The 19,667-nt window shown below is 67.4% G+C and carries 17 protein-coding genes and 1 pseudogene; 10 read left to right on the top strand and 8 right to left on the bottom strand.

Annotation, left to right across the window (positions count from 1 at the left end; all coding sequences use genetic code 11):
* Positions 1–150: 150 nt before the first annotated feature.
* From Q673_RS28430 to Q673_RS28465, 9 genes are all read left to right on the top strand, one after another.
* Positions 151–2,280 carry a TonB-dependent receptor domain-containing protein gene (locus Q673_RS28430; protein WP_023006115.1) on the top strand — a complete coding sequence of 710 codons (2,130 nt, stop codon included), beginning with the start codon at positions 151–153 and terminating at the stop codon, positions 2,278–2,280.
* 169 nt (positions 2,281–2,449) lie between these two features.
* Positions 2,450–3,352, top strand: a complete 903-nt coding sequence (locus Q673_RS28435) for a LysR family transcriptional regulator (RefSeq protein WP_023006116.1) — start codon at positions 2,450–2,452, stop codon at positions 3,350–3,352.
* 76 nt (positions 3,353–3,428) lie between these two features.
* Entirely contained in the window at positions 3,429–4,307 is an 879-nt protein-coding gene (locus Q673_RS28440) for an AEC family transporter (RefSeq protein ID WP_023006117.1), read from the top strand.
* Positions 4,308–4,340: 33 nt separating this feature from the next.
* Positions 4,341–4,460 (top strand): PQQ-dependent sugar dehydrogenase, encoded by a 120-nt coding sequence (locus Q673_RS36520; RefSeq protein WP_327050014.1) that lies wholly within the window; start codon positions 4,341–4,343, stop codon positions 4,458–4,460.
* Between the two features lie 192 nt (positions 4,461–4,652).
* Positions 4,653–5,903, top strand: coding sequence for a quaternary amine ABC transporter ATP-binding protein (locus Q673_RS28445; protein ID WP_023006118.1), 1,251 nt, complete (start codon positions 4,653–4,655; stop codon positions 5,901–5,903).
* A 5-nt stretch (positions 5,904–5,908) separates the two neighbouring features.
* Entirely contained in the window at positions 5,909–6,742 is an 834-nt protein-coding gene (locus Q673_RS28450) for an ABC transporter permease (protein ID WP_043524906.1), read from the top strand.
* A gap of 95 nt (positions 6,743–6,837) precedes the next feature.
* On the top strand, positions 6,838–7,710 hold the full coding sequence (locus tag Q673_RS28455; protein ID WP_023006120.1) for a glycine betaine ABC transporter substrate-binding protein: 873 nt from the start codon (positions 6,838–6,840) through the stop codon (positions 7,708–7,710).
* 288 nt (positions 7,711–7,998) lie between these two features.
* A complete protein-coding gene (locus tag Q673_RS28460; RefSeq protein ID WP_023006121.1) occupies positions 7,999–8,427 on the top strand; it encodes a universal stress protein in 429 nt (142 codons plus the stop codon).
* A gap of 50 nt (positions 8,428–8,477) precedes the next feature.
* Positions 8,478–10,151, top strand: a complete 1,674-nt coding sequence (locus tag Q673_RS28465) for a BCCT family transporter (RefSeq protein WP_023006122.1) — start codon at positions 8,478–8,480, stop codon at positions 10,149–10,151.
* Positions 10,152–10,250: 99 nt separating this feature from the next.
* Here Q673_RS28465 and Q673_RS28470 read toward each other — a convergent pair whose 3' ends face one another.
* The 5 genes from Q673_RS28470 to dctP all read right to left on the bottom strand — a co-directional run bounded on the left by Q673_RS28470 (position 10,251) and on the right by dctP (position 16,313).
* A complete protein-coding gene (locus tag Q673_RS28470; RefSeq protein ID WP_023006123.1) occupies positions 10,251–10,964 on the bottom strand; it encodes a 3'-5' exonuclease in 714 nt (237 codons plus the stop codon).
* Positions 10,965–12,878: a DUF294 nucleotidyltransferase-like domain-containing protein gene (locus Q673_RS28475; RefSeq protein WP_023006124.1), complete on the bottom strand. Its 1,914-nt coding sequence runs from the start codon at positions 12,876–12,878 to the stop codon at positions 10,965–10,967.
* A 143-nt stretch (positions 12,879–13,021) separates the two neighbouring features.
* On the bottom strand, positions 13,022–13,408 hold the full coding sequence (locus Q673_RS28480; RefSeq protein ID WP_031218200.1) for a DUF4168 domain-containing protein: 387 nt from the start codon (positions 13,406–13,408) through the stop codon (positions 13,022–13,024).
* A gap of 144 nt (positions 13,409–13,552) precedes the next feature.
* Positions 13,553–15,097, bottom strand: a complete 1,545-nt coding sequence (locus Q673_RS28485; RefSeq protein ID WP_023006126.1) for a TRAP transporter large permease subunit — start codon at positions 15,095–15,097, stop codon at positions 13,553–13,555.
* 133 nt (positions 15,098–15,230) lie between these two features.
* Positions 15,231–16,313, bottom strand: coding sequence for a TRAP transporter substrate-binding protein DctP (gene dctP / locus Q673_RS28490; protein WP_031218202.1), 1,083 nt, complete (start codon positions 16,311–16,313; stop codon positions 15,231–15,233).
* 30 nt (positions 16,314–16,343) lie between these two features.
* On the opposite strand from dctP, the gene Q673_RS28495 reads away from it, so the two are divergent.
* Complete coding sequence (locus Q673_RS28495; RefSeq protein ID WP_023006128.1) at positions 16,344–17,264, top strand: DMT family transporter; 921 nt, start codon at positions 16,344–16,346, stop codon at positions 17,262–17,264.
* On the opposite strand, the gene Q673_RS36960 is transcribed toward Q673_RS28495, so the two are convergent.
* The 3 genes and pseudogenes from Q673_RS36960 to Q673_RS28505 form a co-directional block, all read right to left on the bottom strand.
* A complete protein-coding gene (locus Q673_RS36960; protein WP_023006129.1) occupies positions 17,227–17,670 on the bottom strand; it encodes a molybdopterin dinucleotide binding domain-containing protein in 444 nt (147 codons plus the stop codon). The genes Q673_RS28495 and Q673_RS36960 overlap by 38 nt on opposite strands.
* 94 nt (positions 17,671–17,764) lie before the next feature.
* Positions 17,765–18,883, bottom strand: a pseudogene (locus tag Q673_RS36965) (molybdopterin-dependent oxidoreductase); the annotation flags it as partial.
* Positions 18,884–18,889: 6 nt separating this feature from the next.
* A complete protein-coding gene (locus Q673_RS28505) occupies positions 18,890–19,588 on the bottom strand; it encodes an NADH-quinone oxidoreductase subunit NuoE family protein (RefSeq protein ID WP_023006131.1) in 699 nt (232 codons plus the stop codon).
* Positions 19,589–19,667 lie beyond the last annotated feature (79 nt).

A 19,667-nucleotide genomic window follows, 5' to 3' on the forward strand; every position in this document is an offset into this window, starting at 1 on the left:
ACGCCGGGGCGTTGTCGTGGCTCGTATCGCCCCTACGCCAGACGTTCCACTCCCTGCAACACGGCGTTTCATGAGAAAGGCTATCAATTAGGGAACTTTCTCTTATAGACTCTCAACACTTCTGATAATCACTATCATTCAAGGAATGCCATGAACCGCTTCACCCCTCATGCCCTGGTCAGCGCCGTAGCCCTTGCCACCGCTTCCACCGCCCTGGCCCAGGAGAGCCAGCAGCTGGATAACATCGTGGTCACCGCCGCCGGCTTCGAACAGGCGATGGCCGAGGCGCCGGCCAGCATCTCGGTGATCAGCCGCCAGGAGCTGGAGGAGAAACGGGTCAGCAGCGTCGCCGATGCCCTGCGCGATGTGGAAGGTGTCGACGTGGGCGGCCAGGTGGGCAAGACCGGCGGGCGCAATATCAGCATCCGCGGCATGCCCAGCGACTACACCCTGATCCTGATCGACGGTCGCCGTCAGAACACCGCCGGCAGCGTCACCCCCAACGGCTTCGGCGAAACTTCCACCAGCTTTATGCCGCCGGTTTCCAGCATTGAGCGAATCGAGGTGATCCGCGGGCCGATGTCGACCCTCTACGGCTCCGATGCCATGGGCGGGGTGATCAATATCATCACCCGCAAGGTGGGCGACACCTGGAGCGGCTCGGTACAGGCCGAAACCACTCTCAACGAGCACGACGAGTTCGGCGACAGTCGCGAGACCAGCCTCTATGCCAGCGGCCCGCTGATCGAGAAGACCCTGGGGCTCCAGGTGCGCGGCCGGTTTTATGAGCGCGACGCCTCCAGCCTGACCTATACCGAGGCGGACGGTACCGAAGTGCCGGTCAGCCAGCGCGGCCCCAGCCCCGTCGAGGGGGATATCTATAGCTTCGGCGCCAAGCTCACCCTCACCCCGCATCAGGATCACGAGCTATGGCTCGACGGCGAGACCAGCCGTCAGGAGTACGCCAACGATGAGTGCCAGCTGGGCACCCTGGATGGCCAGACCCGCAGCTGCGAGCCGAACCCTGGCACCGCCAACGGTTATAGCGATGAACTGCGCTTCGAGCGCCACCAGCTGGCCATCGGGCATACCGGGCGTTTCGCCTCCGGCACTCTCGAATCCAGCCTGATGCACAACACCACCGAGACGCTGGGCCGCACCATACCGGGCACCATGGGGCAGCCTTATGCAGGCTTCCCCGATATTGTGGGCGGCGACGCACGTGAGCTCGAGACCACCAACACCGTGCTCGACAGCAAGTTCATAATGCCGCTTGGCGATCATATGACAACGATCGGCGGTCAGTGGATGGATTCCGAGCTGACCGATGGGCTGGCCACCGAGGAGTTCTCACAGACCACCTGGGCGCTGTTCGCCGAAGACGAGTGGTGGCTGGCCGACGACTGGGCCCTGACCCTGGGTGGCCGTTACGACCACCACGACGCCTTCGGCAGCCAGTTCAGCCCGCGCGGCTACCTGGTATGGAGCGCTACCGACGACTGGACGCTCAAGGGCGGTATCAGCCGCGGCTACAAGACACCCTCACTCAACGACTTGCACAATGGGGTCAACGGCGTGACCGGCCAGGGCACCATCCTGACCATCGGCAACCCGGACCTGCAGCCGGAGACGAGCACCAGCAGCGAACTCGCCGCCCAGTACGATAACGGCGAGGGTTTCATGGCCAGCGCCACGCTGTTCCACAACCGCTTCGACGACAAGATCGCCTCCGGCCCGGATATCGTGGTCAGCGGTGACCCGATGATCCCCGATGGCACCTACTCTCAGGATATCAATATCGACGATGCCGAGACCCAGGGCATCGAGCTCTCCACGCGCATCCAGCTCTCGGAGAGCGTCAACCTGAGCGCCAACTACACCTATACCGACAGCGAGCAGAAGAGCGGTGCACAGAAGGGCGAGCCGCTGACCGATACCCCGGAGCATGCAGTCAATGGCACCCTGCGCTGGCAGACTACCGAACGGCTGAGCACCTGGCTCTCCGGCGAGTATCGCAGCGAACGCTACCGCAACCGTGAGCGGGTACGCGGCGCACCCTCCTTCGATGACCTGGGCGACTTCGAGTCCTATGCCCTGTTCCACCTGGGCGGCAGCTATCAGGTCTCCGATGCCTTTACCGTCAGCGCCACGGTCCAGAATCTGTTCGACAAGGACTTCGTCGACTACCGTGCCTACGATGGCGGCGCCAGCTACGGCAACGTCTACGCCAACAGCGAGGAAGGTCGCCGCCTCTGGCTCTCCGCCCGCTACGAGTTCTGAGCACGACCGAGACACTGTCTCGCTGTTTCGATCGATCCGTCCCTTCGCCCTGGCCACGCCGGGGCTTTTTGATGACAGACGAATGCATCCCAAAGCCAAATGGCAATGATTTGTATTATTTTGCTTGCATGCCATACTGCCGCCATCGCCATCGCGAGCCTTTACCGCCATGCATGACTTCGACGAGCTGGCCGCCTTCGATGCAGTGATGGCCTCGGGCAGCCTGACCCGCAGCGCGCGGGAGCTGGGCCTGGCCAAGTCGACCCTGAGCCGGCGTATCAGCCAGCTGGAGAGCCGGCTCGGCCAGACCCTGCTGCGTCGCCAGGCCAACCGCCTGATCCCCACCGAGGCGGGGCTGCTGTTCCACGACTACTGCCGGGAAATGCTGCGCCTGGCCAGCCGCAGTCGCGAGGCGCTGGCCGACCTCGCCGAGGCGGTACGCGGACGTATCACCCTCGCGGTTCACTCCAGCCTGGCACGCAGCTGGGCGGCGGGGGTGGCGGAGGACTTCCTGGCACGCCATCCAGAGGTGGAGCTGACCCTGCAGGCGCGTGAACAAGCGGTGTGCTCGCCGGAGAGCCAGTGCGTGCAGGTGTGGCTGGGCGAGGTACCCACCGAGGCCAGCCTCAGGTCGGAGCCGCTGGGGCGACTCGCGCGCCATCTCTATGCCAGCCCCGACTACCTGGCACGCCACGGCGCGCCGGCACATCCCGAGGCGCTCGCGCATCACGCCTGGATCGACCTGCTGGGCACGACGCACGCAGGGCTGACGCTGCATCGTTCCGATCAGAGCGCCTTCTGTTTCCGTCCGCCACGCTCACGGCTGCGGGTCGACCTGCCGGTGCTGCATGTGGATGCCATCGCCCGCGGCCAGGGCATCGGGGTGCTGCCGGAGTGGATCGTGGCCGCCCGCGAGGCCCACCATCCCGGCGAACTGGTGGCCTGCCTGCCCGCGTGGCGACCGACGCCGCTGGCGGTGACCCTGCTCTACCCCTACGGCCAGCGCCCGCGCCGAGTCGACGCCCTGCTGGACTGCCTGCGCCGGGCCGTGCCCGAGGCCTGGCGCCCCTGACACCGAGCCCTCGCCTTGCCAGGCCGGCCGCCGCTTCCGACAATAGTCGCCCGCTCTTTTCCTCAGGGACGACCGCATGCTTGCCGAACTCTTCGCCGTGATGGCGCCGGTGCTCACCGGCGCCGGTCTGGGCTTCACCTGGATCCGCCTGGGCCAGCCCTACCCGGTGGAGTTCGTCACCCGCTTGGTGTTCAACATCGGCACCCCGGCGCTGGTGATCGCCTCGCTCTCCGGCGCCGAGATCGACGCCGGCAGCTTCGGGCGCACCATGCTGGCAACGGCCCTGGTGATCAGCGCCATGGCGGCGATGACCTGGCCGCTGGCGCGCCTGCTGGGCAAGGAGTGGCGGGTGCTGCTGGCTCCCGCGATGTACCCCAACACCGGCAACATGGGGCTGCCGGTGGTGCTCTACGCCTTCGGCAGCGCCGGCTTCGCCTACGGCATCACGGTGATGGTCACGGTGTCGCTGTTCCAGTTCACCCTGGGCTCGGTGATGGCCAGCCGCGGCGGCAACCCGCTGCGCACCCTGGCGCGCACCCCCACCGTCTACGCCATCGCCATCTCGCTGGTCCTGCTGCTCACCGACACCGCCCTGCCCCGCTGGCTGGCCAACAGCGTCGACCTTATCTCGGGCTTCACCGTGCCGCTGATGCTGATCACCCTGGGCGTCTCGCTGGCCAGCATTCAGGTGAAGAGCCTGCGCTCGGGCATCGGCTTCAGCCTGCTGCGTATCCCGGTGGCGGCGGCGCTGGCCTGGGGCATCGGCAGCCTGCTCGACCTGCCGCCCCTGGCCCAGGGCATCCTGATCCTGCAGATGAGCATGCCGGTGGCGGTGTTCAACTACCTGTTCGCCCAGAAGGCGCGGCGCGAGCCGGAGTACGTGGCGAGCCTGGTGTTCTGCTCGACCCTGCTCTCGCTGCTCTACCTGCCGCTGCTGCTGGCCTGGCTGATGTAGCGCGTCGCGCATCGGCGACGGGGAACGGCGCTGCTGCTCGAGGGCGAGGTCGGTCGCATCCGCGACGTGCGCCAGGGGCCGGACGGCGCCCTCTACCTGCTCCAGGATGCCCCCGACGGCGCCTTCTACCGGCTGACACCCGCCGGCGAATGACGTAGCCTCTCAGGCCTGTCTGCGAATCCCGACGTCCTGGCGTCGGGATTTTTATTTGAACATGCATTCAAAAAACCGTAGGGTAGAGAACCTTTCGCAACCGTCAACGCTCCCGCATGCCAAGCTAGGCGGCGCAGGCAGGCACCATCGTGCCCAGGCGCCATGCCAGGGGCTGACATAAAGGCAGAGCCAATGAACGAGAACCGAAACGTCAAGATACGGGTGCGCAACCTGAGCAAGGTCTTCGGCAACAACCCGAAGAAGGCGCTCGAACTGCGCGACCAGGGGCTCAAGCGCCCCGAGATCCTCGACAAGACCGGCCAGACGTTGGGCCTCTCCAACATCGACTTCGACGTCTACGAGGGCGAGCTGCTGGTGATCATGGGGCTCTCAGGCTCGGGCAAGTCGACCCTGATCCGCTGTCTCAACCGCCTGATCGAGCCCACCGAGGGCGAGATCGTCATCGACGGCGAGGACATCCCCCAGCTGGACGGCAAGGCGCTGCTGGAGTGTCGCCGCCGCCACTTCTCCATGGTGTTCCAGAACTTCGCCCTCTTCCCCCACCGCACGGTGCAGCAGAACGCCGAGTTCGGCCTGGAGATCCGCGGCGTGGAGCGCGCCGAGCGCGCCGAGATCGCGCGCAAGGCCCTCAAGCAGGTGGGCCTCGATGGCTGGGAGGATGCCTACCCCAACCAGCTCTCCGGGGGCATGCAGCAGCGCGTCGGCCTGGCCCGAGCGCTGGCCAACGACTCCACCGTGCTGCTGATGGACGAGGCCTTCTCGGCGCTGGACCCGCTGATCCGCGGCGACATGCAGCAGGAGCTGCAGGAGCTGCAGAGCCGCATGCAGAAGACCACGGTGTTCATCACCCACGATCTCGACGAGGCGCTCAACATCGCCGACCGCATCATCCTGCTCAAGGATGGCGAGATCGTGCAGATCGGCACCCCGGAGCAGATCCTCACCCATCCGGCGGATGACTACGTGAAGCGCTTCGTGGAAGGCGTGGACATGTCCAGGATCCTTACCGCCGAACACGCCATGCGCAAGGTGCGCGCCGTGGCCCGTGAGGGCGACGGCCCGCGCACCACCCTGCGCAAGATGCACGAGCACAACCTCGACTCCATCTACGTGACCCGCCGCGACCGCACCCTGCTGGGCCTGCTCGAGGTCGATGCCGCGGAACAGGCGGCCCGACAGGGCGCCGACACCATCGGTGCAGCCATGACACAGGACTTCCGCAAGGTCGGGCCCCAGGAACCGCTGCACAACCTCTTCGCCATGTTCAGCGAGAAGAGCTTCCCCATCGCGGTGGTGGATGACGACGAGCGCCTGCTCGGCGTGGTGGTCAAGGGCGCCGTGCTCGACCAGCTGGCCCGGGCCGCAGAGGAGAACACCACGGCAGACGCAGACACCGAGACCGCAGCGGCAGGAGAACAGTGATGGCGATCGAGATTCCAAGCATTCCCCTCGGCCAGTGGATCGAGGGCGGCCTCGACTGGCTGACTAGCGAGTACTCCATGGTCACCCGCGGCATCTCCCGGGTGACCCAGACCGGCATCGATGGCCTCAACGATGCCCTGATGTGGCTGCCGCCCTGGGGCCTGCTGCTGATCATCGTCGGCCTGTGCTGGTGGGTCGCCAACATGCGCCTGGCGATCGGCGCCGCCGCCGGCATGGCACTGATCTGGAACCTGGGCCTGTGGGACCCGATGATCGAGACCCTCACCCTGGTGGTGATCGCCACCCTGGTGGCGGTGGTGATCGCCCTGCCGGTGGGCATCGCCGCGGCGCTCTCCGAGCGGCTCTACCGGCTGATCATGCCGGTGCTCGACTTCATGCAGACCATGCCGGCCTTCGTCTACCTGATCCCGGCGATCCCCTTCTTCGGTATCGGCTCGGTGTCGGCGATCTTCGCCACGGTGATCTTCTCCATGCCGCCTGCGATCCGCTTCACCACCCTGGGCATCCGCCAGGTGCCGGGCGAGCTGATCGAGGCCGCAGACGCCTACGGCGCCACCCGCGGCCAGAAGCTGGTCAAGGTGCAGCTGCCGCTGTCGCTGCCCACGGTGATGGCGGGCATCAACCAGACCATCATGCTGGCCCTCTCCATGGTGGTGATCGCCGCCATGATCGGTGCCGACGGCCTGGGCAGCGAGGTATGGCGCGCCATCCAGCGCCTGCGCCCGGGCGACGGCTTCGAGGCCGGCATCGCCGTGGTGATCCTGGCCATGCTGCTCGACCGCCTGACCCAGTCCCTGCGCAAGCAGCGCAAGTCCTGAGCCCGATGGCCGAAGGCTGCGTTGAGGGCCTCGGTTGAAAGCTCGAAAAGAAATCGCCAGAGTGTTGTTGTACATACTTGGAGGAAGGAACCACGATGAAGCATCTGCTTAACCGTCGCATCCGCCTCGCCGGCCTGGCTCTTGCCACCGGCGCCGCCCTGACTGCCGGCGCCGCCCAGGCCCAGGACAAGGGCACCGTCCACCTGGCCTACGTCGAGTGGTCTTCCGAAGTGGCCTCGACCAACGTCATGCGCGCCGTGCTGGAGCAGGCCGGCTATGAGGTCGACATGACCTCGCTCTCCGCCGCCGCCATGTGGCAGGCCGTCTCCACCGGCGATGCCGACGCCATCGTCGCCGCCTGGCTACCCACCACCCACGCCGACTACCTGGAGCGCGTGGGCGACAAGGTCAACGACCTCGGCCCCAACCTCGATGGCACCAAGCTGGGCCTGGTCGTGCCGGCCTACAGCGACGTGGACTCCATCGCCGATCTCAATGACCACGCCGATTCGTTCAACGGCGAGATCATCGGCATCGACCCAGGCGCCGGCATTATGGGCCTGACCGAAGAGGTGGTCGATACCTATGACCTCGACCTGGCCCTGCGCAGCGGCAGCGGCGCCACCATGACCGCGGCCCTGGCCAGCGCCATCGAGAACGAGGAAGACGTGGTGGTTACCGGCTGGACCCCGCACTGGAAGTTCGCACGCTGGGACCTCAAGTATCTCGAGGATCCCGAGAACGTCTATGGCGGCGCCGAGCAGATCCACACCATCGTACGCCAGGGCCTCGAGGAGGAGATGCCGGAGGCCTACGCGATCCTGGATGCCTTCGAGTGGACTCCCGAGGACATGGGCGAAGTCATGCTCATGAACCAGGAAGAGGACGCCGACCCCTACGAGAACGCCCAGAAGTGGGTCGAGGAGAACCAGGAGCAGGTCCAGGAGTGGCTCGACGCCGCCAACTGATCCTGCTGACGCGCGGCGCTAGTCACGCCTCGATGGGGGAGCCACCTGGTGGCTCCCCCGTTCCGTATGAGCATCGCGGACTGTGCCTCGTCGCCTGATCCATTCGGCAGCACCCTGCCCCATGGTGTACAGTTCGCGTACAAGATTGCGGATACGTTGAAGTGAGGCCGCCGATCAGCGTCTACGCTTCCATGTGTTCCTTCTTGATTGGACGCGGCGGGGCGTGCTGCCGACGCAGCCCGGCTCGCCGATCGCCACCTCTACTCGCCACCACAAGGAGATGCCGTGATGTATCGCAAGATCATGGTGCCGATCGACCTCGCCCATATCGAGGTGATCGAGCCCGCCCTGCAGACGGTGGCCGACCTGGCCAAGCACTATGATGCCGAGGTCTGCTACGTGGGCATCACCGCCAACACCCCGGGCAGCGTGGCCCGCACCCCGGAGGAGTTCTCCCAGAAGCTGGAGGCCTTCGCCCAGAAGCGTGCCGCGGTGCATGGTCAGCCGGTCAGTACCCACACCATCGTCAGCCCCGACCCCATCGCCGACCTCGACGACGACCTGATCGAGGCCATCGACAAGGTGGGTGCCGACCTGGTGGTGATGCCGACCCATCCGCCCAAGCATCTGGACGTGATCATGCCGTCCCACGGCGGCAAGGTGGCAACGCACACCAAGGCCTCAGTATTCCTGGTACGTCCGGGGGCCGGTGAATAACCGCTACGACACACAACTGCGTACATCGATAACCGCAAGGGAGACGTCTCGTGGCCAACCAGACCAAAGATGACAAGCCCCAGGAGCCGAATGGCGGCTCCGAGGGGATTCCGGCCCCGGAGGGGGCAGCCAACCTGATCGACACGGATTACGTGATCGGTCAGGACAACATCACCGCTTCCCCCATGGGGATCGACGTGGATCTGCACGGCAAGGTCTTCATGGTCTCGTCGATCGTGATCCTGCTGTTCGTGATCCTGACGCTGGCCATGCAGGCTCAGATGGAGCCGATCTTCAACAGCATGTTCAGCTTCCTGACCACCAAGCTGAGCTGGGTGTTCCTGCTCGGTGCCAACGTCTTCGTGATCCTGGCGCTGGTGCTGATCTTCACCCCCATGGGCAAGGTCCGCATCGGCGGCGCCAAGGCCACGCCGGACTTCGGCTATCCCGGCTGGTTCGCCATGCTGTTCGCCGCTGGCATGGGCATCGGCCTGATGTTCTACGGTGTATCCGAGCCGCTGGGCCACTACGGCACCGCCTTGGGGGGCATCAGCATGGGCGAGGACGGCGTGCGCACCGACTGGGCTCCACTGGGCGGCGCCGAGGGTGACCAGGCCGGCGCCATCGCGCTGGCCATGGCCGCCACCATCTTCCACTGGGGCCTGCACCCCTGGGGCGCCTACGCCATCGTGGGCCTGTCGCTGGCGATCTTCGCCTACAACAAGGGCCTGCCGCTGACCATGCGCTCGATCTTCTACCCCATCCTGGGCGAGCGCGTGTGGGGCTGGCCGGGACACGTGATCGACATCCTGGCGGTGTTTGCCACCCTGTTCGGCCTGGCTACCTCGCTGGGGCTGGGGGCGACCCAGGCCTCGGCCGGTCTCAACTACCTGTTCGACATTCCCGACAACAACGTCACGCTGGTGCTGCTGATCCTGGGCATCACCGTCGTCGCCCTGGGCTCGATCATGCTCGGCGTCGACAAGGGCGTGCAGCGCCTGTCACAGCTCAACATGGGCCTGGCCCTGCTGCTGCTGGTGTTCGTGATCGCCGTGGGCCCGACCCTGATGATCGCCACCGGCGTGCTCGAGAACCTACTCGGCTATGTGAAGAACCTGCCGGCGCTCTCGATGCCCTTCGGGCGCGAGGATGCCAACTTCAGCCAGGGCTGGACCGCCTTCTACTGGGCCTGGTGGATCGCCTGGTCGCCCTTCGTGGGCATGTTCATCGCCCGCGTCAGCCGCGGCCGTACCGTGCGTGAGTTCCTGATCGCCGTGCTGGTGGTACCCACCCTGGCCTCGGTGGTATGGATGACCGCATTCGGTACCACCGCCATCGACCAGGTGATCAGCTCCGGCATCACCGAGGTGCAGGACGCCGCCCTGGAGCTGCAGCTGTTCACCATGCTGGAGCACCTGCCGCTGAGCGCCATCACCTCCTTCGTCGGCATCGTGCTGGTGGTCGTGTTCTTCATCACCTCGTCGGACTCCGGTTCGCTGGTGATCGACTCCATCACCGCCGGCGGCAAGGTCGATGCCCCCAAGCCCCAGCGTGTGTTCTGGGCGCTGATCGAGGGTGCCATCGCCATCGCCCTGCTGCTGGGTGGCGGCCTCGGCGCGCTTCAGACGGCGGCACTGACCACCGGCCTGCCCTTCACCCTGGTGCTGCTGGTGGGCTGCTACGCCATCGTCAAGGGACTGATGAACGAACCCAAGGCCAAGTGACCGGCCGACACACGGCGGCTCGCGACGAGCCGCCGGCAAGACCCAACGAGGCGGCCTGCGGGCCGCCTCGTTGCGTTCCGGGACCGCGTCGGTGCGGGGTCAGCTCCACAGCGCCGAGACCGGGGTGTGCGGCGTGAAGCGCGTTGCCACCTGGGCCTGCAGCAGCTCGGCGGTGGCCAGGGCGTCCATCAGGGCGTGGTGGCCCTGGTAGGATGGCAGGCCGTAGCGGTCGCGGCTCGCCTGCAGGCGGATCGAGACCGGCGGGCGCCCCAGCCAGCGACGCAGGCGCGCCCAGGGCGACTGGCGATGGAGCCGCGCCTCCAGCGACATGGTGTCGATCACCGGAAACAGCAGCCCCTCCCCCAGCCGGTTCTTGACGGCCGCATCGAAGAAGCCGCGCTCGATATGCCGATAGTGCACCACTGCCAAGCGCCCTTTCAGCACCTCCAGCACCTCGGGCAGTACCTCAACCAGGTCCGGGGCATTCTCCACCTCGTCATGGGTGATGTGGTGCAGGGTCACCGAGGTCTCGGTGAGCTCGCGATAGGGCTTGAGCACCCAGTAGCGCGCCTCACGCAGTGGGATCCGCGCCAGGCTGAAGGGCACCATGCCGATGCTGACGATGGCATGGCGACGCGGGTCGAGGCCGGTGGTCTCGATATCCAGCGCCACCAGCGGCGCCTCACCGATGGGCGTGTCGGCCGCCGGACAGCCGGCGGAAAAGAAGTCGGCCAGCAGCGGATGGCTCACCCGGCCCGCGCGGTCGGCCAGATACTCCGGCCAGCCCGGCGCCCGCGCGCGACGCAGGGCCACCTAGCGCCGCCTCCGCTCGGCGGCGGCCGGCAGCGGATAGCGGAACTTGAGGAACTTCTGGGCGTTGCTCAGCACCTGAAAGGCGTCCTTGAGAGTATGGCGCTCGCTGTCGCTGACGTTCTCCGGCTCGATGTTGTTGTCCGGGGTGCGCTCGTGCTGGATGTCGATCACCTGGTGACGGATCCGCGACATGGTCAAAAACTCCAGGGCGTGGCGCAGCTTGTCGCTCACCCCCGGCGCCAGCAGCTGGGTGCGGTCGATGTCGTCGAGGCGCTCGAAGCTGTTCTGGGCGCGGGAGCCGCAGGCCAGGGCGTGGACGCGGATCAGGTCGGTGAGCGGGGCGGTACCGCGGCGTTTGAGGTTGATGGAGTTGTTGTGCTTGCCATCCTTCTCCATCACGAAGGTGCGGAAGAACCCCAGCGGCGGGGTGCGGTTGAGGGCGTTGCGCGCCATGGCGGCGAGGAACAGCTTGCTCTGGGGCGCCTGCTCGGCCACCTGGTCCTGGAGCTGTTCGACGAAGGGGTTCTCGCCGTAGACCGCGTCGAGGTCGAAGAAGATCGAGCTGTGCAGCAGGCGCTCCGGGGTGGGGTCGCGGATCCACTCCTGGAAGTAGCCCTTCCACACCGACAGCGGCTGGCGCCAACGGGGGTTGGTGGCCATGATGTCGCCCGTGCAGTAGCTGTAGCCGCAGGCCGCCAGGCCATCGCTGACCCGCTTGGCCAGCGCCAGGAAGTAGTCGTCGTGGGTCTTCGGATCGAAGTCGTCCGAGAGCACCAGGGCGTTGTCCTGGTCGGTGACCAGGGTCTGCTCGTTGCGCGCCATGGAGCCCATGGCCATGAAGCAGTAGGCCACCGGGGGCGGCCCCAGCTCCTCCTCGGCCAGCTCCAGCAGGCGGCGGGTGAAGCTGCGCCCGATAGTGGAGAGTGCGCTGCCGATCATGCGCGAGTCGGCACCGTCCTCCACCATGCGCACGAAGGCGGCGCGCACGTCCGGCGCCAGCTTGGCCAGCCCCTCGGCGGTGGACTGGCTGTAGATATTGCTGACCAGATAGAGGCTGGAGTGGGTCTCGTAGCGGATGATATCGGAGAGGTGCACGATGCCCACCGGGCTGCGGCGATGCATCACCGGCAGGTGGTGGATGTTATTGCGCAACATGGTCAGCATCGCCTCGTGCACCGACTCATCGGACTGGATCGCCACCAGCCGGTCACCCACCACCTCGCCGATGGGAGTATCGGGCGGTCGCCCCTCCGCCACCGTGCGGCGGAAGTCGCTGTCGGTGAGGATGCCGCGCACCTGCCAGGCGCGCTCCTCGCTGTCGCGGAAGGTATAGCGCGGGTTGTCGCCGGGAGTGTCCAGCACCAGCACCGCCGAGGCGCCGAAGTCGCTGATCTGGCCGGCCGCCTCCTGCAGCGTGGTGCGTGCCTCCAGCATCAGCGGATAGCGGGTGAGCAGCTTGCGCACCCGAGTGATCATCATGTCGTTCTGCTGCTTCTGCTGCTCCACCGCACTCTCGAGGCGCGGGCGCTCCAGCTCGACGAAGTCGGCGAAGTGCTCATCCTCCTCGCACAGGCGCTGGAAGACGGCGTCGGGGATAAAATAGATCAGGCTGTCTTCCAGGGCGCGCACGGGGAAGCGCACCTTGTAGTTCCGCAGCAGGCTGAAGTGGCCGAAGATCTCCCCCTCGCCGCGGCGATCATAGAGGTCGCCGTTGCGGCGCCGCACCTCCACCGCACCACTGCGCACATAGCCCAGGACGTCGACCTCCTGATCAGCGACGAAGATATCGCTCTCGGCGCGGTAGTAGGCCACCTCCACCTGGCCGGCGATCTCGTCGAGCAGCTCGTCGGAGAGAGTATCGAAGGGCGGGAACCGCCCCATGTGCTGGCGTATCTCCAGCCATTCCGGTTCCATGGGTTGCCTCCGCAGCCTGGCCGTTTGCGCCAAGTCTGGAAGCTTGCCGGTGCGCTGTAAAGCGCCCTGCCCCACACGACGACGGCCACCCCGGAGGGTGGCCGTCGAATGCCGATGGGAGTCGGCGTCGTCTCAGGAGCGGCTTACGACTGGGCCATCTCCTGGACACGCTGCATCAGCTCGGGGTCCTGCTGGATGGCCTGGCCGATGGCGTTGAAGGTGTCGACATCGAGGCCACTCTCCTCGACCACCTTGACCATCTCCTCGTTGGCCTCCATGCGCACCTCCTGCTGGGCCTCCTCGCCTTCGGCCTCCTGCAGGCGCTTGGTGTAGTCCTGAGACAGCACGGCGATCTCCTTGGAGGCATCGGCGAACTGCTGGAGCTGGTCGTCGGAGAAGTCCTGGGCCGGGGCGGTGGCCTGGGCCTGGTCGGCGGACTGGGTGGCCGCGTCCTCCTGGGCGTGGGCGGTGGCCGTCATCAGGCCGGCGCTGAGCAGGGCGGCGGAGAACAGGGCGGTCATCCGTTTCATCGAAACCTCCAAGGGTGTTGCGTGTGGTGTGCGTCGTGAATGTGCCCCCCTGAGACGGCCTGTGCCCGGGGGAGTTCAGGCGACCTTGTGTCGGAATGTAACGAGGGCGCCCGCAGGCGCCCTCGTCGGTGGTGGCCCGTCCCGTCAGCCGTAGGCCAGGTTGGGCAGCCAGGTGACCAGCGCCGGGAACATGATCACCAGCAGCAGCCCCAGCGCCTGCAGCCCCAGGAAGGGGAAGGAGGAGCGGAAAATCTGCGCCATGGTGATATGCGGCGGGCACACCCCCTTGATGTAGAAGAGCGCATAGCCGAACGGCGGGCTGAGGAAGGACATCTGCATGTTGACCAGGTAGATGACCCCGAACCACAGCGAGACGTCGGCGGGGTCGACGCCGGGCAGGCCGAAGACGCCGTCGAAGGCCAGGCCCTTGATCAGCGGCACGAAGATCGGCACCGCCAGCAGCAGGATGCCCACCCAGTCGAGGAACATGCCCAGCGCCACCAGCAGCACCATCATCAGCGCCAGCACCGCGTAGGGGCCGAGGCCCGCGCCGGAGATCAGCTCCTGCACGAAGGTCTGGCCGCCCTGCAGGATGTAGAAACCGACGAAGATGCTGGCGCCGAAGATGATCCACATCACCATCGCCGAGGCGACCAGGGTGGTCATGCAGGCGGCGTGCAGGTTGGCCCAGGTCAGGCGCCTGTGCAGCGCGGCCACCACCAGGGCGCCGAAGGTGCCGATGCCGGCCGCCTCCACCGGCGTGGCGATGCCGGTGAAGATGATGCCGAGCACCAGCACCACCATCAGGGTGCCGAACATCACCAGGGTGAGACCGCCGATGCCGACGCTGCTCAGGCTGTTCTCGAGGCTGCCGGCCAGGCTCTGATAGTCGGTGACGGCGATGTTGAACATCTCGAACACCACCCAGGCGCCCAGCAGCACGCCCAGCACCACCAGCAGGAGGGCGAAGCCGCGCCCGTGGCGCTCGCTGGCGCGGTGATGACGGAAGGCCTGGAGGTCAAGGATCAGCTGGGCGACCCCCTGCAGCAGCAGCAGCAAGGCGCCGAAGAAGAGCATGAACTTCACCGGATAGTACTGCACCGCCCACTCGGTGAAGGAGACCTCGTTGGCGTAGCTGGCGCCGAAGAAGTACCGGTCGCTCACCGATTGGGAGAAGAACTTCCAGCCGGTCACCAGCAGGCCGATGGTGAAGATGAAGAAGAACACCGAGGTCAGCAGGTCCAGGGCCGCCCGGGTCAGCGGCCGGGCGCGCTGGTAGAGGATGTCCACGCGCACGTGGCCACCCTCGCGCAGGGCGAAGGCGCCGGCCATCAGGTACTGCATGCCGAACATCAGGGTCATCGACTCGTGGGCCCAGTTGGTCGGCGAGTTGAAGGCGTAGCGCATCAACACCTCGTAGGCGAACACGAAGGGGGCGATCAGCGACCAGTAGGCGACATAACGGCCGAAGAAGCCGGAGATGCGATCGATGGCGGCGGTGAACAGGTTGCCGGGCGGCTGATAGCCCGCCGCCGGCGTCTCGCCGGGAAGCTCGCCGGTGTCGCTGCCGCTGACCACCGCGCCGCGACGGAAGCTGCGATCGACGCAGATCATCACCACCAGGGGCAGGAGGATCAGCACCGACCAGTAGAGCCAGTGGGGCAGGACGTAATTGATCTCGAAATTCATGGACACTCCTCCGTTGCGCCATCACCCCGAGGCATGGCAACGGAACATCGAGTCAGGAAGGGACGGGAGGCACGGGGGCATCGACCCGGCCGGTGACTACCGCTGGCGGCCACCGGCCCGGCACTCCGGTGGGTCAGGCGTCTAGCTCGTAGCCCTTGATGTCCTCTTCGGTGATCAGCGCCACCGCTGGGTCCATCATGGTGTCGAGGTGCGCCTTGAACAGGCGTGCGGCGTCGGGGCCCTTGTTGGCCCACTTGAACCACAGCGGGATGGCCACCTCGCGGAAGCGGCTGGCGTCCTCCTCGGAGAGGTGGATGATCTCCACGCCCTTCTCGCGGTACTTGGGCCAGGCCTCGGCGTTGGCCTTCTGGATCGCCGCATAGTGCTCGCGGGAGTAGGCCGCCACCAGGTCATGCATCAGATCCTGGGTCTGCGAGGACATGCGTTCATAGACGCGACGGTTGACGGCGATATCCATCAGGTCGACCGCCTGGTGCAGACAGGGCGTGGAGGGCGGGCCCATGATGATGTAATCGGTGACCTGCCAGAAGCCCAGCTCGTAGTTGACCGCCGCGCCGGTGAAGTCGGCGGCATCGATGGTGCCCTTCTCCAGCGCCGGGTAGACCTCGGAGCCGGGCAGCAGGGTGGTGCGTGCGCCCATGGCGGCGAAGGTCTCGGCGACGATGCCACCGGGCATGCGGATCTTGACGCCGTCGAAGTCGTCGAAGCTGCGCAGCGGCACCTTGGAGTGGATCAGGTTGAGATCGTGGTGGACGTAGCCCAGCAGCTCCTGGCCCTGCTTGCGATAGAGGTCCTTGGCGATGTCCAGCCCACCGTAGGCACCGAACATCATGTCCCACTGGTGAGGCAGCGACAGGCCCATGGGGTAGGCGGTCAGGAAGACGCCGGCGGGCATCTTGCCGGGCCAGTAGACGGTGAACCAGTTCTGACCGTCGAGCACCCCGTTGCGCACCGCGTCGGCGACCTCGAAGGCGCCGGCCACGGCACCCGCGGGGAAGGGCTCGATACTCACCTCGCCGCTGGTGGACTCGACGACCCCCTTGGCCCAGCTCTCGAAGGTACGGTAGCCGACGGTACCGGGCTGCCAGGAGGACTGCATGCGGATGCGGATGCCCTCCTGGGCCTGGGCATTGCCGATCCAGGGGGCGGCCACGGCGGCGGCGGAAGGTTGGCAAGGGGGCTTACCAGGGGCCATGATGCGGGCTTTGCCTCGCAAGGATGCCCCATGACTCCGCTCGTCCCCCACCGACTCTGGCTCGCCGCCATGCCGCTGCTGTTCGTGGCACTGTGGAGCACCGGCTTCATCGGCGCCAAGTTTGGCCTGCCCTACGCCGAACCCTTCACCTTCCTGTTCACCCGCTTCGCCCTGACCCTGGCGCTGCTGGTGCCGCTGGCTCACTGGCTCTCCGGCGAGTGGCCAAGGGGCGCACGGCTGTGGGGGCATATCGCGGTCTCGGGCCTGCTGGTGCACGGCGCCTACCTGGGCGGGGTCTTCTACGGCATCTACCTGGGCATGCCGGCGGGGCTCGCCTCGCTGCTGGTGGGACTGCAGCCGCTGTTGACCGCGGGGCTCGCCGGCCCGCTGCTGGGCGAGCGGCTGGCGACACGCCAGTGGCTGGGGTTGGCCCTGGGGCTCATCGGGGTGGCGCTGGTGCTGGGCGGCAAGCTGGATCCCGGCGAGGGGCTCTTCCAGGGCTTCGGCCTGGGGGCGCTGGGCGCGGTGCTGGTGGCGCTGCTGGGCATCTCCGGCGGTACCCTCTACCAGAAGCGCTACTGCACCGGCATGCCGCTGCTCTCCGGCACCGTGGTGCAGTACTTGGCGGCAGCCGCGGCGCTGGGGCTGGGTGCCCTGCTCGTCGAGAGCCGCGAGGTCGAGTGGTCCACCACCTTCGCCCTGACCCTGGGCTGGCTGGTGCTGGTGCTCTCGATCAGCGCCATCCTGCTGCTGATGGCCCTGATCCGGCGCGGCGAGGCCTCGCGGGTGGCGAGCCTCTTCTACCTGGTGCCACCGGTCACCGCCCTGCAGGCGTGGTGGCTGTTCGACGAGGCGCTGCCGCCGATCTCGCTCGCCGGCATGGCCATCGCCATCGCCGGGGTGGTGCTGGTGGTCAGGACGCCGGCGACAGCCGGCAGGCCGCGTACTTGAACTCCGGGATCTTGCCCTCGGGGTCCAGCGCCGGGTTGGTGAGCAGGTTGGCCGCCGCCTCGACGAAGGCGAAAGGCACGAACACCATGCCCTCGGGCATGCCCGGGTCGACCCGCGCCGTCAGGGTGATGGCGCCGCGCCGGGTGGCGATGCGCACCGCCGCGCCCGGCGCCACGCCCAGCCGCCCCAGCTCCGCCGGCGCCAGGAAGGCCGCCGCCTCGGGCTCGCGCTCGTCGAGCACCCGGCTGCGCCGGGTCATGGCCCCGGTGTGCCAGTGCTCCAGCAGCCGCCCGGTGGTGAGCACCACGGGATAGGCGGCGTCCACCGGCTCGTCCGGCGGCAGCGGCCGGGTGGGCGAGAACCTCGCCCGCCCGCCGGCCCGGGGGAAGGCGTCGGCGAAGACCACGTCCTCGCCCGGGGCGTCGGGGGCGAATCAGCCGGGTGCCGTTTCTGGCCGCCTGCTTGAAGTAGGTAGCCGCCACCGGGTGGTTCACCGCCGGGTTACAGCCGGTAAGGATCACCACATCGGCCTCGAGCGCCTGCATAAACGACGCGGTGACCGCGCCGGAGCCCAGGCACTCCATCAGGGCTGCGACCGAGCTGGCATGACATAGCCGCGTGCAGTGATCGACATGGTTGGAGCCGAAGCCGGTGCGCACCAGCTTCTGGAACAGCCAGGCCTCCTCGTTGGAGCACTTGGCGCTGCCGAAGCCGGCGAGTGCTTCGGGACCATTGCTGGCCTTGAGGGTGGTGAGTCCCTCGGCGGCAAGATCCAGCGCCTCCTCCCAGCCCGCCTCGCGGAAGTGGGTCAACGGGTCGGCCGGATCGAAGTCGGGATCGACCCCCTTGGGCACGCCCTCGCGGCGGATCAGCGGCCGGGTCAGCCGCGCCGGATGGTTGGGGTAGTCGAAGCCGAAGCGCCCCTTGACGCAGAGCCGGCCTTGGTTGGAGGGGCCGTTTCTACCGGTGACAAAGAGTATACGCCCAGCTTCTGCACTGGACGGAGCTGATCCGGCGGCAGGACCCGAAGTGTCGGACCATCGTGGAGGCGCTACAAGTCCTTCCCTGGAGGCTACCTCGGCCATCCCTGGTCCTCGGACCTCCCCTTCGTCCTGTCCCCGGCGCTCCTCAATGCGTGGTGCACCATCCTTCACATGGTAGGTCAGCTGGCAGCCCACCCCACAGTAGGGGCAGATGGAGTCGACCCGGCGGTCGGCCACGGCGGAGTCGCCACGACCCGCTTCATCGATCAGGGTGGCGGGCATCAGCGCCCCGGTGGGACAGGCCTGGACGCACTCTCCGCAGGCCACGCAGGTGCTCTCCCCCATGGGGTCGTCGAAGTCGAAGTAGGCGCCGCGGCGCAGCACCACGAAGCCTGGGGCGACCAGGCCCGCGGCCTCGAGCTCGGCGATCGCCTCGGTAAGCACCCGGTGCAGGCCGGGATACTCGTCGCGCAGGTAGAGATAGAGAGCCTCGGCCTCCACCGCCCAGGCCCCCACCAGGGCGCCCTCCAGGCAGCGATGCGGCTCGCGCTCCAGGTAGAAGCGATCCTTGAAGGTGCCGGGCTCGCCCTCGTCGGCGCTGATCACCGCGTAGCGGGGGGCCGGCTCGGCGCGCACCGCCTGTCACTTGCGGAAGGTGGAGAAGCCGGCGCCGCCCAGACCGCGCAGCCCGGCGCGCTCGAGCTCCTCGCTGAGGGCCTCGACGGTGACGCTGCCCGCGCGGCACGCCTCCAGCAGCCGGTAGCCGCCGGTGGCGTGGTAGTCGGCCAGGCGCTGCCAGAGGATCGCCTCGGGATGCACGTGGCCGGTATCCACCACCGCCTCGACCCCCTCGGCCGTGGCGTAGCGTACATGGTGGTGCCCCACCGCCGCCACCGGCGCGGTGTCGCAGCGCCCCATGCAGGGCGCCCGCAGTACCCGCACCTCGGCAGGGTCGGCCCCCGCCGCGAGCCGCGCATGCAGCGCCTCGGCACCGGCCAGGCGGCAGGAGAGCGAGTCGCACACCCGCACGGTGAGGGACGGCAGCGGCGCCTGGTCGTCGTGGACCACGTCGAAGTGAGCGTAGAAGGTGGCCGTCTCGTAGATGGCCGCCATGGGCAGGGCCATGTAGCTGGCCAGCGCCCGAAGCTCGGCCATGGCCAGGTGGCCATGGGCGTCCTGGAGGGCGTGGAGGTGTTCGATCAACCGGTCGCGGCGGCGCAGCGCCGGGTCGGCGCGCTCGTCGCCGAGCAGGGTACGCAGCCCGTTCAGCGCCAGCGGCGCCAGCTCGCGGCCACGCGGCCGGCCGCGGCGAGGCCTGGAGGGGGGGCTCTGCACGGTCATGGCGTCCTCGTCGTTGTTTTGACGTCCCCCCCTCCCTCAGCTTCTTGGGAAGCTGCCTCCTGCGGCGGGAAGGAAGGGG

The sequence above is a fragment of the Halomonas sp. PBN3 genome (assembly GCF_000475415.1).
In the GTDB taxonomy this organism is placed as follows: Bacteria; Pseudomonadota; Gammaproteobacteria; order Pseudomonadales; family Halomonadaceae; genus Halomonas; species Halomonas shengliensis.